Raw genomic sequence first — 14,238 nt, forward strand, 5'->3', positions numbered from 1 at the left:
AGCAGGTATGGAAAAAGAACACAAGCCCAGGAAAGTATTTGTCGAAGGGCCGATCAGCCCCGATTTTATAGCGAAATCAATCGCAAGTCATCAATCCAAAACAAACATAGGCGCTCACGCTATCTTTCTGGGGCAGATCCGCGCCGACGAAAAGGAGGGCGGTGTGGTTTCAGGGATTGAATATACTGCCTACGAAGAAATGGCGAACGACGTTTTCTACGAGATCCGCGAAGCCGCGTTCTCCAAATTTGAATTGACTTGTCTGCACATTTACCACAGCCTGGGATTGGTACCAACCGGAGAGATCAGCCTGTTTATATTCGTTTCATCCCCACACCGCCGCGCCGCATTCGAAGCGTCGGAATTTATAGTTGAGGAAATCAAAAACAACGCCCCGATTTTCGGGAAAGAGTTGGTGGGAGAAGGCGGGGACTTTCAGTGGAAAGAGAATAGGTAAAAGGGGAGGAAGGAGGAAAGGGAGGAAGGAGGAAGGGAGGAAAGGAATATTATTCACTCATTCACCGTTCCACGGCGGCTCATTCAATCATTCAGTCATTCAATCATTCAATCATTAACAATGGTCGATATTACGCATAAGGCTAGTACACTTCGGGTTGCGACGGCGCAGGCGGTTGTTCAAGTGAGCAAGGTTGAGACGATCGAGGCGATTACTAACCGGACTGTCCCGAAGGGTGATGTATTTGAAATGGCGAAAGCGGCTGGTTTTCTGGCCGTTAAAAAAACGCCCGACCTGCTTCCCGATTGTCACCCGATTCCGATTGAATATACTGCGGTTAATTATCGCGTTGAAGGTTTGGAAATTGTGATCGAGCTGATCGTCAAGACGATATACAAAACTGGCGTGGAAGTGGAGGCAATGCACGGCGCGTCAGTAGTCGCATTGACGATGTACGATATGCTTAAACCGATCGATAAGGGTGTTGAGATTAAAAATATTCGTCTACTCGAAAAGAAGGGTGGAAAAAGCGATCGTAAAGCCGCTCCTGGTGATTTAAAAATTGCGGTACTGGTTTGCTCAGACAGTATTTCAAATGGAAATGGAGAAGACAAATCCGGGAAAAAGATCATTGAAAAACTGGAAACGTTCCATCTTTCCGTCGCAGATTATGTAGTGGTACCCGACGACAAGATCACAATCCAGCAGCAGATATTGCAGTGGACAAACACAGGTTATCAAATGATCCTGATCACCGGCGGAACCGGTTTGTCACGCAGGGATGTTACACCGGAGGCAGTGGCGGAATTGATTGATCGCGAAATACCCGGAATCGCCGAAGCGGCGCGTAGTTATGGTCAGGATCGAATTCCTACTGCCATGCTTTCACGTTCAGTTGCAGGTTTTTCAGGAGATACGCTGGTTTTGACGATGCCGGGAAGTACCGGCGGTGTTACCGAATATATTGATGCGCTGTTTCCGCATATTTTGCATGTTTTCAGCGTATTAGAAGGCGCTAAGCATTGATTTTTTAATATAAAATCTAAATGTCACAACCTATTATAGATACTTTCGGGCGCAAGCATACTTATCTGCGGATTTCGCTGACGGATAAGTGTAACCTGAGATGTACCTATTGCATGCCGCAGGAAGATATGCAGTTTATGCCTTCCAAATGGTTGATGCAGGCAGACGAGATTCGCACGCTCGCGGAGATTTTTGTCGAAATGGGTGTGGAAAAGATCCGGCTGACAGGCGGGGAGCCGCTGATCAGGAAAGACGCGCACCGGATTATTACAGAGCTGGGCCAGTTACCTGCCTCGCTTACTCTCACAACCAATGCAGTTTTCATCGATCAGTTCATTCCTGTCTTGAAAGAGTCTGGGGTTAAGTCGCTGAATGTGAGTTTGGATACTTTGCGCGAAGACCGGTTTAAGGCAATTACAAAACGCGAGCATTTTGGAAAAACGCTAGGTCATATCCGCATGCTTTTGGCGCAGGGTTTTGTGGTAAAGATCAATATGGTCGTGATGCGCGGGATTAATGATGATGAGGTCAATGATTTTGTGAGATTAACGATCGATGAACCTAATCTCCACGTCCGTTTTATTGAATTTATGCCTTTTAAAGGTAATCAATGGGATATGTCAAAGATCGTGTCGCACGCGGATCTGTTAACGCAGATCAGCACCGAATTTGATTTTGACGCCATTCAGCCGGAACAAAATGATACTGCTCGTCGCTACCACGTAAATGGAGCCGGCGGGACTTTCGGCGTGATCAGTACCGTTACCCAACCCTTTTGCGATGGCTGCAACCGAATCCGGCTTACTGCTGACGGTAAGCTGAAAAATTGCCTTTTTGATACGACCGAGGCCGATTTACTCACTCCGCTTCGCCAGGGAAAAGATGTGCGCGAACTGATCCATCAGCATTTCTATAAAAAGCATTTCGCCCACGGCGGTCACGCCGGCTTCTCCGAACAGCAGGCCAAGTCTGAATATGAAACCAACCGCGAGATGATCGCGATCGGCGGCTAACCATTCAACACGTAATTTTTCCGTTCAAATAACCCGTGCAACAATGCCCGGGGGGCGATACTCATTGGGAAAACTCAACCAATTTATCACCCACATTCAAACCTTCGGAAAGCCATGAAAAACGTTTTGAAATGCATTGCCGCGCTGACATTCAGCATTTGTGTCCTAAACCAATCCGCATTCGCGATCGATCCCGTTGAAGCCAAGACGGAATGTAAGAACAATACCTGTGAAACATTCAGAATAGGAATGTACCGCGTTCGCAACACAGAAACGATGAACCTGCTTCTTGAAAAGGAAAAAGGCGAACGTTTATCGATTAAGATAATGGATGTAAAAGGGAAAGTCCTGCACGAAGAACTTGTAGGCAGGTGGGCGACCAAGTTTGGCAAAAAGCTGAATTTTGCCGCTATGCAGGATGGAACGTACACAGTGGAAGTGTCCAGCGATCGCGAGAAAGTAGTCAAAAATATATTTCTCTCAACCGACGAAGTTCGTGAGGTTAATCGATTATTAATGAGTGCAAATTAAGGTTCCGACTGGCGGGGTTGCAGCTTCCCCGCCAGCAGATCGTAAATCATTTTACCCCAAACTAAAATACAGGGCACCACCTTCACCACGTACGGTTTCATCCATTCATTCCGGATAAATCTCGGAAACAGATCGGTAGGTGAGAGGATTGTGAAAATAAGGGTCAATATCAGTAAAATGTAATTGGCCCGAGACGGAACCTGGGCATAATACCAGAGCGCGACGCCGGTTACTGCAATGATAAACGTGGGCGATTCGGCGCGGTGATTAAAAATTACTACCCAGATCAGCACGGACGCCAGCATCAATATCCGGAAAGTAAAATTTGAGTAAGCTTTTATTCTTAATAGCGGAATGCAGAAAAGCAATGCGCCCGCGACACTCACATAAGTTTTATTCATTTCAAGGCCAAACCAAGTTCTCAGCCAGCCTATTACGGAGATTCCATCGGAGATCGAATGGTCGTTGGAAAGCAGATTTCCCCAGCTTTTATACAAAAATAAAAACTGCTCCCAGTCAACAGCTACCAGCGGGAAAATCGTGAAAATGACGACCCAAAAGGCTGTCGTGTAGGTCAGTTTCAGTTTGTCCGGGTACAATAAATACAGCGCCAGTCCCACTATTCCAAACAGCTTGATGTAGATCGTCGATACCAGGCAAAATGACGCCAGCCAGTAACTCCTGCGTTCAAGTGCGCCGAAAGTGAATAGGAGCAATCCGGCGATCAATGCATTACTCTGTTCATTCTGAGTGGCTGTGAGCATTTCTACCGCCACAAAAACGAGTATCAATCCTTTGGTCCGAACATCAAATTTTGGAAGATAATACACTGAATACAGGAGCACGACCACATTGAGGATGTTCCAGAGCGAAAGTCCGAGCACGTCGGGCATCAGTCCAAAAATGCCGAAAAGGATCGCGAACGTCGGGCTGTATTTAAACAGGTCTCCCTGCTCGTCGAGGTATTCAATGTACAGGTCTTTTCCTTCCAGGAAGTGAAAAAACGACTGTTTGAAAATGATATAGTTATTATAAGCTGTGTAATGCCTCCCGCCTTCCGTAAAGGTTTTTAATGGCGAAAAGTAAGATTGCAGGCTCGCGAAAACGGCGATCGCAAGGAACAAAAACAGCAGGTATTTCTGATTGGATAAAAAACGGTTGAATGCGGTCATTTCAAATATACTACTTCATATAGCCCATCGCTTTCAGCCAGCCTTCCATGGCGGCGGGCCAGTTGGCAAGAGAACCTTTTCCTTCGGTGCGCATACCGTAACCGTGGCCGCCTTTTGGGTAAAGGTGCATTTCAGCAGGGATTTTTTTGTTTTTTAATGCAAGATAATATTGAATACTGTTTTCAACGGGCACGCCGGTATCGTCCATCGCGTGCACCAGGAATGCGGGCGGCGTTTGGTCACTTACCTGCATTTCGTTGCTGTAATATTTGATCAGCTCTTCCGATTTTTCCGAACCCAGCAAATTATCACGCGAGCCGCCGTGGGAAATGGTCGGCTGGAAAGAAATCACCGGATAAAGCAAAATAGAAAAATCAGGTTTGGCGTCGGGAGAAGCTTTCGGGCCCATATTATGGTGAGTGGAAAGCGTCGCCGCCAAATGTCCGCCGGCCGAAAAGCCCATGACACCGATCTTATTTTTGTCGATATTCCATTTGCCTGCGCCTTCGCGGACCAGTTTCATTGCCTGCATTGCGTCCATTAAAGGTACTTCGTGCTGGTGTTCCATCGCTTTTGCATTGGGCAAACGGTATTTTAATACAAATGCTGAAATACCGCGGTCGTTGAACCATTTGGCAAAATCGCTTCCCTCGTGTGAAGCCGCAAGGATACCGTAACCGCCTCCCGGACAAATCACAACAGCTGCGCCGGTGGCTTTTTCTTTCGGGGCAATGTAGGCGGTCATCGTAGGTACCGTCACGCCGCTGATCCGCAGAATGCCACTTGCATCCGTCTCCGATTTTTCCTGAATATCGCTGGATTTAAAGTTGGGGACTTTGCCTTCCGGCCAAAGATTGATCGTTTCGTTTTGTGCCATGGATTGATAAGAAAGTGCGCACAGGCTCAGGGAGGCAATACTATGGAATATTTTTTTCATATGAGGTTTTTATATCTGTTAAAAGGTCAGGGCTTGGCCGGGTTTATCATGATATGTGCCCGGTGGGTACCTGGGTCCATGATCCAGGGCATTCCCGGAACATCCGGTTTGAGTGGTAGGCCGGAGCTTTCAGCAGTCGCAAACGGGATATACACTACGTAGCGTAAATAGCTGTTTTTGAGCGTTCCCGCTGCTTCATCGTAATTGTCTTTCGTCCCCGAAAGCACAAAAAGTGTCGAAGATTGTTTCGGCATTTTCAGTGTACCGTCTTTTGCTTCTTTTTCTCTTATATCAAAAATCGCCTTCGCATTCTTGCCTTCTTTGGTCAGTACGCGGCCGCGTTCCATGAATGGTTCGAGATCAGCGTGGTAGCAGGAAACGCCAATATCGTCCTTTTTCGGATCGTCGGCAATGCACACGTAATCATTTGTACCATCCCGCAATACCTTGAACGTTCCGTCAGCCGAATAGCCGTAGACCTTCGCGCCGGCCTGTTTTTCCGACGGAGCAGCGAGTACCGCCGTCTTGATCTGAATATCAGGTGAAAGGATTTTCTGAGCCGCCGCCGGAAGTGCCAGTGCGACAGCTATTAAGGAAAAAAAAGTCTTGTTCATGATAGTAAATGACAGGTGGATTGGCTCTTATTACTTTAAAAATAGCAATCTTTAATTTAAGAATAGCACAATTCGGTCCTGCTTTCCCGACCTATATTATTTCACCTCATGAACTTCAAAAAATCACTGATGCTATTTCCGGCAGGCTGCCTGCTGGCTGGCCTGTTGGTCGCTACTTACCAGCGTACCAATCCAAGTACTTTACAGAGTGCCGCACTCGACAGTCTTTATAAAGATCTGACCGAAGAGCAAAAAAGGTCTCCTAAATATGCAGTAGCGGGACTTTCCGTGACAAATGGGTTAGAAGCGTCCCTTTTTGCATCAGAACCCACTATTACAAACCCTACCAATATTGATGTGGATCATTTGGGCCGTGTGTGGGTGTGTGAAGCTTATAATTATCGACCCGCTATAAACGGGAATCCTACTAATAATGAAGGCGACCGGATTGTGGTGCTGGAAGATACCGACGGCGACGGAAAGTCCGATAAGACCAATGTTTTTTACCAGGGAAAAGAAATCAATGCGCCGCTTGGGATCTGGGTGATGGGCAATAAGGTAGTGGTTTCCCAGAGTCCGTATGTGTGGCTTTTTACGGACGAAGACGGTGATCTAAAGGCAGATAAAAAGGAAGTGATATTCGAAGGACTGGGCGGCGAGCAGCACGATCACGGCATGCACGCATTCGTTTTTGGACCAGATGGAAAGTTGTATTTCAATTTTGGAAATGAAGGCGGCCAGTTGCTCGACGGAAAAGGCAAGCCGGTTGTTGATAAAAATGGTCAGGAAATTGATTTCAAAAAGCTGAAACAGGGAATGGTTTTCCGCTGCGATCCTGATTTCAAAAATATTGAAGTATTGGGTAACAATTTTAGGAATAACTACGAAGTGGCCATTGATAGTTACGGTACCATGTGGCAGTCAGATAATGACGATGACGGAAACAAAGGCGTGCGGATCAACTATGTAATGCAATATGGTAACTACGGCTACACCGACGAAGTTACCGGCGCAGGCTGGCGGGCCAACCGGACCAATATGGAAGATTCCATTCCGCAGCGTCACTGGCATTTAAATGACCCGGGAGTGGTACCGAATTTGTTGCAAACCGGCTCGGGTTCACCCACGGGTATGGTCGTTTACGAGGGTAAGTTGCTGCCAAAAGAATTTCATGGTCAAATGATCCACTGTGAGCCAGGGTACAATGTTTTGCGTTCCTATCCGGTTGAAAAATCAGGCGCAGGCTATACAGCTAAGATCGTCAATATCGTCGATGGAAAGAGAGACCAGTGGTTTAGGCCGAGTGACGTTTGCGTCGCTCCCGACGGTTCGCTAATCGTTTCGGATTGGTACGATCCGGGCGTGGGTGGTCACCAGGCTGGCGATCAGAAAAGGGGAAGAATTTACAGAGTTGCGCCTGCAAATGCACCTTACCGGTTCAAAAAGGCAGATTACTCAACCACTGCCGGCGCTGTGGAAGCATTGCAAAGTCCCAACTTATCGGTGCGTTATCAGGCTTGGAATGCATTAAATGCAATGGGCGAAAAGGCAGCTCCGGCTTTGGAAAAGTTATTTAAAGATAAAAATACAGATTACAGAATGCGGGCCCGGGCTCTCTGGGTTTTGAGTAAATGGCCTTCATCTGCCAAAAAGAACATTGATCTGGCTGTAAAAGACACGAATCCTGACATGCGCATTGCCGGGCTGCGCGCTGCGAGCGAGGCGAAGGGAGTGGACATTTTGGCTTATATTAAATTATTGGTAAAAGATACGGAGCCGCAGGTTCGCCGGGAATGTGCATTGCTATTGCATCACAACAAAGCTACCGTTTCTCCCGAACTATGGGCAGAACTCGCCAAACAGTATGACGGAAAAGACCGCTGGTATCTTGAAGCACTCGGTATTGGTGCTGATAATCAGTGGGATTCGTTTTTTAGCGCCTGGGTAGCGAAAGCAGGTAGTAACCCTATTGCCACGCAAGCGGGAAAGGATATTGTGTGGCGGTCGAGAGGAAAAGAATCTTTACCGTTGCTCGCCTCGCTTGCGGGGGATTCCAAAGCAGATTTGAAAAGCAGGTTGCGCTACTTCCGTGCATTTGACTTTAACCCCGCAGCTAATGAGAAATCACTGGCGCTGCTTCAAATCATGAAAGGTTCGGGTAAGGATCAGGACAAAGTGAACGAACTCGCACTGAGGCATTTGGATCCGGGTTTTGTAAAACAAAATGCAGAAGCGATGGCGTCGCTCCAAAAACTACTTGATAGCAACTACGGAACGCCGGCGTACCTGGAACTCGTAGCGAAATACGAGCTGAAATCCGAAAATCAGCGTCTGCTCGATCTGGCAATCAAAGAGACTTCCGGCCGCACAGGTCCGGCCGCCGCTGCCCAGCTGATGAAACAGGGCGGGGGAGAGTTGGTCTGGAAGACGATCAAAGGGAGCGATACCACGAAAAGCGAAGCGATCCTGGCTGCACTCAGATCGGCCGGAAGTAAGGAGTCGCTGGATATATTGAGAGAAGTAGCCACCACAGAAAGTTACCCGATCGCACAGCGTACAGTGGCGGCACGGTCACTTGGGGGCACGATGAGCGGCGAAGATCAGGTTCTGGTCTTGCTGAAAGAAGGGAAATTGACGGGTGATGTGAAGGTCGCCGCGGTGAAAGGACTGAGCGGCGCGTGGCGGAAAGCGGTTAAAACAGAAGCCGCTAAATACCTGGAAGGCAGCGTAACCACAGCCCGCCGGCACCCTGAAATGAAGGAGCTGATCGGTATGAAAGGTGACGCGGCAACAGGCAAACAGGTATTCGGTACCTATTGTGCAGTATGTCACCAGGTGAATGGGGAGGGAATGGATTTTGGCCCGAAACTGTCGGAAATTGGTAGTAAGCTACCTAAGGAAGCTCAATATGCCGCTATTTTCGAACCAAGTGCTGGTATTGGTTTTGGTTACGAAGGTTTCGAGGTCACATTCAAAGATGGTTCGGTGATAACCGGCATTGTAGCCAGCAAAACAGAAACCGACCTGATATTGAAATTTCCGGGAGGCTCGACGCAGGAATACAAAATGTCTAAGGTAAAATCGATGAAGCAGCTCAAAGAATCCATGATGCCGGCTGGCTTGCAGGACGCAATGACCACAGACGAGCTGGTCGGGTTGGTTGATTATCTGAGTGGTTTGAAGAAGAAATAAAATAGAACATGGAGCAACGATCAATTGCTCCATGTTTTTTTGTAGAGGGGTTTATTGAAGGGCTAGGGCACTTGTAATTTGACTTAGTGCTGATAACCCCTAAATCCCCAAAAGGGGACTTGTAGCTTTTTATTGTTTAATGAACTTTCAACATTATTTCTGATCAACGTTCTCCCCTTCAGGGGTCGGGGGAATTTGCAGAATCCTTACAGCAATGAATTGCATACATACCCAGTAATAATATACACAACTTTACATCTTCTCTCCATTATTCAGGAGCTGCGGCGGGCTTCTTGATAAATTAGCAAAAGTTTGCTAGGTTTAAATTATGAACACACTCAGAATTGACATACAGAACGAGAAAGATATTTCCGTTCTCGAGAAGCTGTTGACAGAGTTAGGCTTTGAATATAGGCTTGAATCTGAACGTCATGTATTCGAAAATATCACCGAGGCGGCTGGATTAGGAATTGCCGAAGGATTAAGAGATTTACGCGATGGCCGGATCGTGGAAGATAAGACCGCCCGAGAGAGAATCGACAGCAAAATTTCTGAAATGAGAAACAGAATAGCGAGCCGGTGAGGCAGATTGATTGGACTGAGCGCGCAATTTCTGACTATGAATTTTTGACCGAATATCTCTTTGAAACCTGGGGTGAACACATCGCGATGAGGGTTTTGTCGGAAATCGACTATCAGCTTTCGAGAATTCAAAAGGTTCCGATGCAGTTTCCGGTTTTTATTCGGGAAAACGAGATCCGACGTTGCGTTGCTTCTCCTCAAACCTCTATTTTTTTTGTAATAAGACCAGAAAGTGTATTAGTACTGTCAACTTTTGACAATAGACTGAATCCACAAAAACATCCCTGGTAGATATTTTTTCTAACCTCTCTGCTTCAATTCTTTTCCGGACTTCCTTTCCTTATTCAGTAAACATAAGGTATTTTTATACGTTTATTGAGAGTTTGAAATCTTAGAGGTCGTTTTGAAATATATCCATTTTTTTAAGTCTGCATTTCGCTTTACCGTAGTAGCTGCCCTTCTTCCTTATTACGGTTTTTCCCAGGTTACCGATACATTAGTTACTGAGCCAGTGGTTGTTATCGACCCGGATAGCGCTTATGCAGCTCTTTCTGAGCCGGAAAAGCGTTTTTCACGGAATGCAGTCGCTGGTATCAAAGTTGCCGACGGACTCGAAGCGACATTGTTTGCTTCCGAGCCGAATGTGATTAATCCGATCAATATCGATGTGGATCACCGTGGCAGGGTTTGGGTTTGTGAAGCTTATAATTATCGCCCGGCCGTCAACGGAAAATCCGAACTGGGAATGGGCGACCGTATCCTGATCCTGGAAGATAAGGATGGAGACGGAAAAGCCGATGTTACCAAGGTTTTTTATCAGGGACCGGAGATCAATGCGCCGCTCGGGATCTGGGTAATGGGCAATAAAGCGATCGTTTCTCAAAGTCCGTACGTGTGGCTTTTTACAGATACAAACGGCGACGATAAGGCTGATACCAAGGAAATTCTCTTCAAAGGAATAGGCGGCGTGCAAAGTGACGCAGGTGTACACGCATTCGTTTTCGGGCCCGATGGAAAATTTTACTTCAACTTCGGAAATGCCGGAAGACAGCTGGTAGACGGTCAGGACAGGCCTCTATTGGACAAATATGAGAGACCGATCGATTTCAGGCAATTCAAACAAGGTGTAGTTTTTCGCTGCGAGCAGGACTTTACCAAAGTTGAAATTATGGCTGAAAATTTCCGAAATGGTTTTGAAGTAGCCGTCGACAGCTACGGAACCATGTGGCAGTCGGACCAGGAAGAGCCGGGTAACGGAAGTGACCGGATTTCTTATGTGATGGAAAATGGGAATTTCGGGTATATCGACGAAATGACTGGCGCAAGCTGGCGACTTAACAGAACTAATCTTGAAGACGAAATACCGCGGAGGCACTGGCACCAGAACGATCCGGGCGTAGTGCCAGATCTGTTGCAAACGGGTTCAGGGTTTCCGATGGGAATGACCATTTACGAAGGCGAATTGCTTCCCCGCCGCTACTGGGACCAGATATTGCTCGCCGACGCAGGTCAGCGCTACGTGAATGCATTTCCCGTCGAAGTTGACGGAGCGGGCTACAAATCGACTGGAATCCTGCCGATCGTGGAAGGTACCCGCGACAAATGGTTCCGGCCTACGGACGTTTGCGTTGCGCCCGACGGTTCCCTCATTATTTCCGATTGGTACGATCCTGTGATCGGCTCGAATCAAATGAAAGACAAAAGTCGCGGGCGGATATTCCGCGTGGCGCCTCCGGGAGTACCGTATACCATTCCCGTTTTTGACCTTACTAATCCGGAGGAGGCGGTGAAAGCATTGCAAAGCCCCAACCTATCAATGCGTTACCTGGCCTGGAATGCCTGTGTAAAGCACGGTTGGAATGCAGAACCATTTCTGGAAGAGCTTTTTAACAGATATAATGCAAACCCGAAGCTGCGCGCCCGGGCATTGTGGGTACTTAACCGCATCGAAGGTTTTAACTACCGCGCACTGGATATTGGTTTCAGACATTTAAATCCAAATATCCGTATTACGGCATTACGTGCTGTGCGTCAGCGTAATAGCGACCCAACGGAATATATCAAAAGACTTACAGCAGATCCAGATCCGCAAGTGCGTCGCGAATGCGCGCTTGCGATCAATCATAACCACACTTATGAAGCGTTGGATGTGTGGCTGCAATTGGCGAAACAATATAAAGGAAATGACCGCTGGACTGTGGAGGCACTCAGTATCGGTGCATTCGATCAGTGGGAGCGGATTTTTCCAGCCTGGTTGGAAAGACAAAAGGGTAAACCGACTGCTACCGACGCAGGCAAAGATATTATCTGGCTCGCCCGGACCCGGCAGGCGATCCCATATTTGACGGAAGCCGCGGCCGACACTTCTGTCGATTTCAAAAGCAGGTTAAGGTATTTCCGCGCATTCGATTTCTTCCGTGCCGGTTACGAAAAGTCACAGGCGCTGCTGAATGTGCTCTCAGTTCCGGCAAGCGACCGGATTGAAGTGAGCAAGCTGGCACTGCTGCATTTGGATAAATCATTTGTAAAAAACTCCCAGCAGGGATTATCCGCATTGAACAAATTGCTCGACGAAACCTATGGTACCGAGCATTACATTGACCTGATGACGCGCTACGAGCTCGAATCTGAAAATGACCGGCTGCTTAAAATGGCGCTGGACAAATCGGACGAAGTGCTCGGGAGAGACGCGGGTGCATTATTGTTGGAACAAGCGGGGATTTCTTACGTAACCCAAAAGCTGGCCGGCATGAATGATGCGAAGAAAATCGCTTTGCTGGCTTCTATTCAAACAGTAGGAAGTAGTGAGTCCGTGTACCTGCTGCGCTCCGCTGCCGTCAATCCGGACGAATCAGTGGCTGTTCGCAAGAATGCTGCTAAGTTCCTGGGTGCGAGCTGGCCAGGTGAAGAAGCGGTTGTGAAGCTACTCCTCGACGACCGGCTTGCGGGCGAAGTAAAAGAAGGCGCACTGGACGGGGTAAGAAACGCATTCAGGGAAGATATCAAGGCTCAGCTCGCTCCTTATTTTCCTAAACCGGCAGTGCAGGAAGCCGAGGCTGCTCCGCAAAAGCCAGCTTCCAGGAAGGAACGCCGCAAAAGGAGAAGATCTTAGTAAAAGTGCATTTGTAAAATAATAGAAGTGCTTTTGAGGTAAATCAGTGCATTTCGTTTCTTTACAATTCAAACATAACTTAAGAAAAAACATGCTTCGTAGAAATTTCGTAAAATCTACATTAGGTCTGGCGGGTGCAGCAGTAGCAGCTGATAATGCTTTTGCCAACCAGCCAGCCCCGACCGCCAAGAATCAGTTCAAGCTCAAATACGCACCCCATTTCGGAATGTTCCAGAACAAAGCCGGAAAAGGTGTGATCGACCAGTTGAAATTTATGGCCGATAATGGATTTATGGGTCTTGAAGATAATGGTATGATGGGCCGCCCGGTGCAGGAGCAGGAAGCGATCGCGAAAGAAATGACGCGCCTGGGAATGGAAATGGGGGTTTTTGTGGTAGATAAAGGCGGAAACGGAGCAAATACGCTGGCAGCTGGAAAGCAGGAATACATTGATATTTTCCTCAATGGCTGTAAAAAAGCGGTCGAAGTGGCTAAACGCGTAAATGCGAAATGGATGACGGTTGTTCCTGGCGATTTTGAAAGAAACCTGCCAATAGGCGTGCAAACCGGTCACGTGATCGACGCATTGCGCCGCGGCGCCGAGATCCTGGAACCACACGGGCTGGTAATGGTTTTGGAGCCGCTCAGTGATTCACCAAACCTTTTCCTGCGTACTTCCGAGCAGACTTATGAAATATGCCGCGGGGTAAATAGTAAATCGTGCAAGATCCTGTATGATATCTATCACATGCAGAAGAACGAAGGTCGCCTGATCTACAATATCGACAAAACTTGGAGCGAGATTGATTATTTCCAGATCGGTGACGAGCCGGGAAGGAAAGAGCCGACTACCGGCGAGATCAATTACAAAAACATATTCAAATACATTTACGACCGCAGCAAAAAAGAAAATAAATCCTTTATCATGGGCATGGAGCACGGGAATTCACAAACCGGAGCCGAAGGCGAAGACGCGCTGATCAAGGCGTATGTGGAGAGTGATGCATTTAAGGTTTAGCTGTTGGCTATTAGCTATTGGCTATTGGCTGTTAGGTATTAGCTATTGGTTTAAGAATGAATTTAGAGACAACAAAAAAACCGGAGTAGATCACCTACCTCCGGTTTTTTTATTCTAACAGCTAACAGCTAACAGCTAACAGCTAACAGCTAACAGCTAACAGCTAACAGCTAACAGCTAACAGCCAACTAGCTGCAAACAACCACTGAATTTTCAGCTAATTCGTCTACACCTGCTGGTACGTATTTGTCTGCTTCCCAGTCATTTTCCCATTTCTCGCCATCCAAAATATAGCGGAACTGGTGCTCCCCTGCGGCTAGTTCTACAATGCCTTTGAACGATCCGTCTTTTTGTTTTTTAAGCACAACCGCCTCAGGATTCCAATTGTTAAATTCGCCAACAACGGCTACTGTCTTCGCGTCCGCAGCGGCTTCCGCAGGAACTGTAAATGTTACTTTGTAAACAGACTTGCTCTTTACAAATTGTTTTGCTAATGCCATAATCAAGTAGTGTTAAATAATCGATGGCACAAATATACAATCAAAAATTATTCAAATCAATGAATATCAATACTATATACGTTT

12 protein-coding genes are annotated in these 14,238 nt (G+C 47.2%); 8 read left to right on the plus strand and 4 right to left on the minus strand.

What is annotated here, in order from left to right; translation table 11 throughout:
- Positions 1-7: 7 nt before the first annotated feature.
- The 4 genes from KOD92_RS15545 to KOD92_RS15560 all read left to right on the plus strand — a co-directional run bounded on the left by KOD92_RS15545 (position 8) and on the right by KOD92_RS15560 (position 3,027).
- Positions 8-457 carry a molybdenum cofactor biosynthesis protein MoaE gene (locus tag KOD92_RS15545; protein ID WP_215234498.1) on the plus strand — a complete coding sequence of 150 codons (450 nt, stop codon included), beginning with the start codon at positions 8-10 and terminating at the stop codon, positions 455-457.
- A gap of 120 nt (positions 458-577) precedes the next feature.
- Positions 578-1,483 (plus strand): bifunctional molybdenum cofactor biosynthesis protein MoaC/MoaB, encoded by a 906-nt coding sequence (gene moaCB / locus KOD92_RS15550; RefSeq protein ID WP_215234499.1) that lies wholly within the window; start codon positions 578-580, stop codon positions 1,481-1,483.
- Between the two features lie 20 nt (positions 1,484-1,503).
- Positions 1,504-2,496, plus strand: coding sequence for a GTP 3',8-cyclase MoaA (gene moaA, locus KOD92_RS15555; protein ID WP_215234500.1), 993 nt, complete (start codon positions 1,504-1,506; stop codon positions 2,494-2,496).
- A gap of 114 nt (positions 2,497-2,610) precedes the next feature.
- Positions 2,611-3,027, plus strand: a complete 417-nt coding sequence (locus tag KOD92_RS15560; protein WP_215234501.1) for a T9SS type A sorting domain-containing protein — start codon at positions 2,611-2,613, stop codon at positions 3,025-3,027.
- On the opposite strand, the gene KOD92_RS15565 is transcribed toward KOD92_RS15560, so the two are convergent.
- Genes KOD92_RS15565 through KOD92_RS15575 form a run of 3 tightly spaced genes read right to left on the minus strand, consistent with a single transcriptional unit; the run spans position 3,024 to position 5,750 of the window.
- Positions 3,024-4,199 (minus strand): glycosyltransferase family 87 protein, encoded by a 1,176-nt coding sequence (locus KOD92_RS15565; protein WP_215234502.1) that lies wholly within the window; start codon positions 4,197-4,199, stop codon positions 3,024-3,026. The genes KOD92_RS15560 and KOD92_RS15565 overlap by 4 nt on opposite strands.
- A 10-nt stretch (positions 4,200-4,209) precedes the next feature.
- The gene (locus KOD92_RS15570; RefSeq protein ID WP_215234503.1) at positions 4,210-5,136 is read right to left on the minus strand and encodes an alpha/beta hydrolase; all 927 of its coding nucleotides are present in this window, start codon (positions 5,134-5,136) and stop codon (positions 4,210-4,212) included.
- 26 nt (positions 5,137-5,162) lie between these two features.
- Complete coding sequence (locus KOD92_RS15575; protein WP_215234504.1) at positions 5,163-5,750, minus strand: hypothetical protein; 588 nt, start codon at positions 5,748-5,750, stop codon at positions 5,163-5,165.
- 108 nt (positions 5,751-5,858) lie between these two features.
- Here KOD92_RS15575 and KOD92_RS15580 point away from each other — a divergent pair, with 108 nt between their 5' ends.
- The 4 genes from KOD92_RS15580 to KOD92_RS15595 all read left to right on the plus strand — a co-directional run bounded on the left by KOD92_RS15580 (position 5,859) and on the right by KOD92_RS15595 (position 13,654).
- Positions 5,859-8,942, plus strand: coding sequence for a PVC-type heme-binding CxxCH protein (locus tag KOD92_RS15580; protein WP_215234505.1), 3,084 nt, complete (start codon positions 5,859-5,861; stop codon positions 8,940-8,942).
- Positions 8,943-9,270: 328 nt separating this feature from the next.
- Positions 9,271-9,525 (plus strand): hypothetical protein, encoded by a 255-nt coding sequence (locus KOD92_RS15585; RefSeq protein WP_215234506.1) that lies wholly within the window; start codon positions 9,271-9,273, stop codon positions 9,523-9,525.
- A gap of 402 nt (positions 9,526-9,927) precedes the next feature.
- Positions 9,928-12,636 (plus strand): PVC-type heme-binding CxxCH protein, encoded by a 2,709-nt coding sequence (locus KOD92_RS15590; RefSeq protein WP_229254694.1) that lies wholly within the window; start codon positions 9,928-9,930, stop codon positions 12,634-12,636.
- A 91-nt stretch (positions 12,637-12,727) separates the two neighbouring features.
- Positions 12,728-13,654, plus strand: a complete 927-nt coding sequence (locus KOD92_RS15595; protein ID WP_215234507.1) for a hydroxypyruvate isomerase family protein — start codon at positions 12,728-12,730, stop codon at positions 13,652-13,654.
- A gap of 188 nt (positions 13,655-13,842) precedes the next feature.
- Here the strand turns inward: KOD92_RS15595 and KOD92_RS15600 are convergent, their stop codons facing one another.
- Complete coding sequence (locus tag KOD92_RS15600; RefSeq protein ID WP_215234508.1) at positions 13,843-14,154, minus strand: isoamylase early set domain-containing protein; 312 nt, start codon at positions 14,152-14,154, stop codon at positions 13,843-13,845.
- Positions 14,155-14,238 lie beyond the last annotated feature (84 nt).

Origin of the sequence: Dyadobacter linearis, assembly GCF_907165045.1 — a bacterium.
Lineage (GTDB): Bacteria > Bacteroidota > Bacteroidia > Cytophagales > Spirosomataceae > Dyadobacter > Dyadobacter linearis.

Bases quoted from the DNA above. Each gene is read 5' to 3' on its own strand.
- KOD92_RS15545 (WP_215234498.1), top strand. From the start codon at position 8: ATGGAAAAAGAACACAAGCCCAGGAAAGTATTTGTCGAAGGGCCGATC.
- moaCB (WP_215234499.1), top strand. From the start codon at position 578: ATGGTCGATATTACGCATAAGGCTAGTACACTTCGGGTTGCGACGGCG.
- moaA (WP_215234500.1), top strand. From the start codon at position 1,504: ATGTCACAACCTATTATAGATACTTTCGGGCGCAAGCATACTTATCTG.
- KOD92_RS15560 (WP_215234501.1), top strand. From the start codon at position 2,611: ATGAAAAACGTTTTGAAATGCATTGCCGCGCTGACATTCAGCATTTGT.
- KOD92_RS15565 (WP_215234502.1), bottom strand. From the start codon at position 4,199: ATGACCGCATTCAACCGTTTTTTATCCAATCAGAAATACCTGCTGTTT.
- KOD92_RS15570 (WP_215234503.1), bottom strand. From the start codon at position 5,136: ATGAAAAAAATATTCCATAGTATTGCCTCCCTGAGCCTGTGCGCACTT.
- KOD92_RS15575 (WP_215234504.1), bottom strand. From the start codon at position 5,750: ATGAACAAGACTTTTTTTTCCTTAATAGCTGTCGCACTGGCACTTCCG.
- KOD92_RS15580 (WP_215234505.1), top strand. From the start codon at position 5,859: ATGAACTTCAAAAAATCACTGATGCTATTTCCGGCAGGCTGCCTGCTG.
- KOD92_RS15585 (WP_215234506.1), top strand. From the start codon at position 9,271: ATGAACACACTCAGAATTGACATACAGAACGAGAAAGATATTTCCGTT.
- KOD92_RS15595 (WP_215234507.1), top strand. From the start codon at position 12,728: ATGCTTCGTAGAAATTTCGTAAAATCTACATTAGGTCTGGCGGGTGCA.
- KOD92_RS15600 (WP_215234508.1), bottom strand. From the start codon at position 14,154: ATGGCATTAGCAAAACAATTTGTAAAGAGCAAGTCTGTTTACAAAGTA.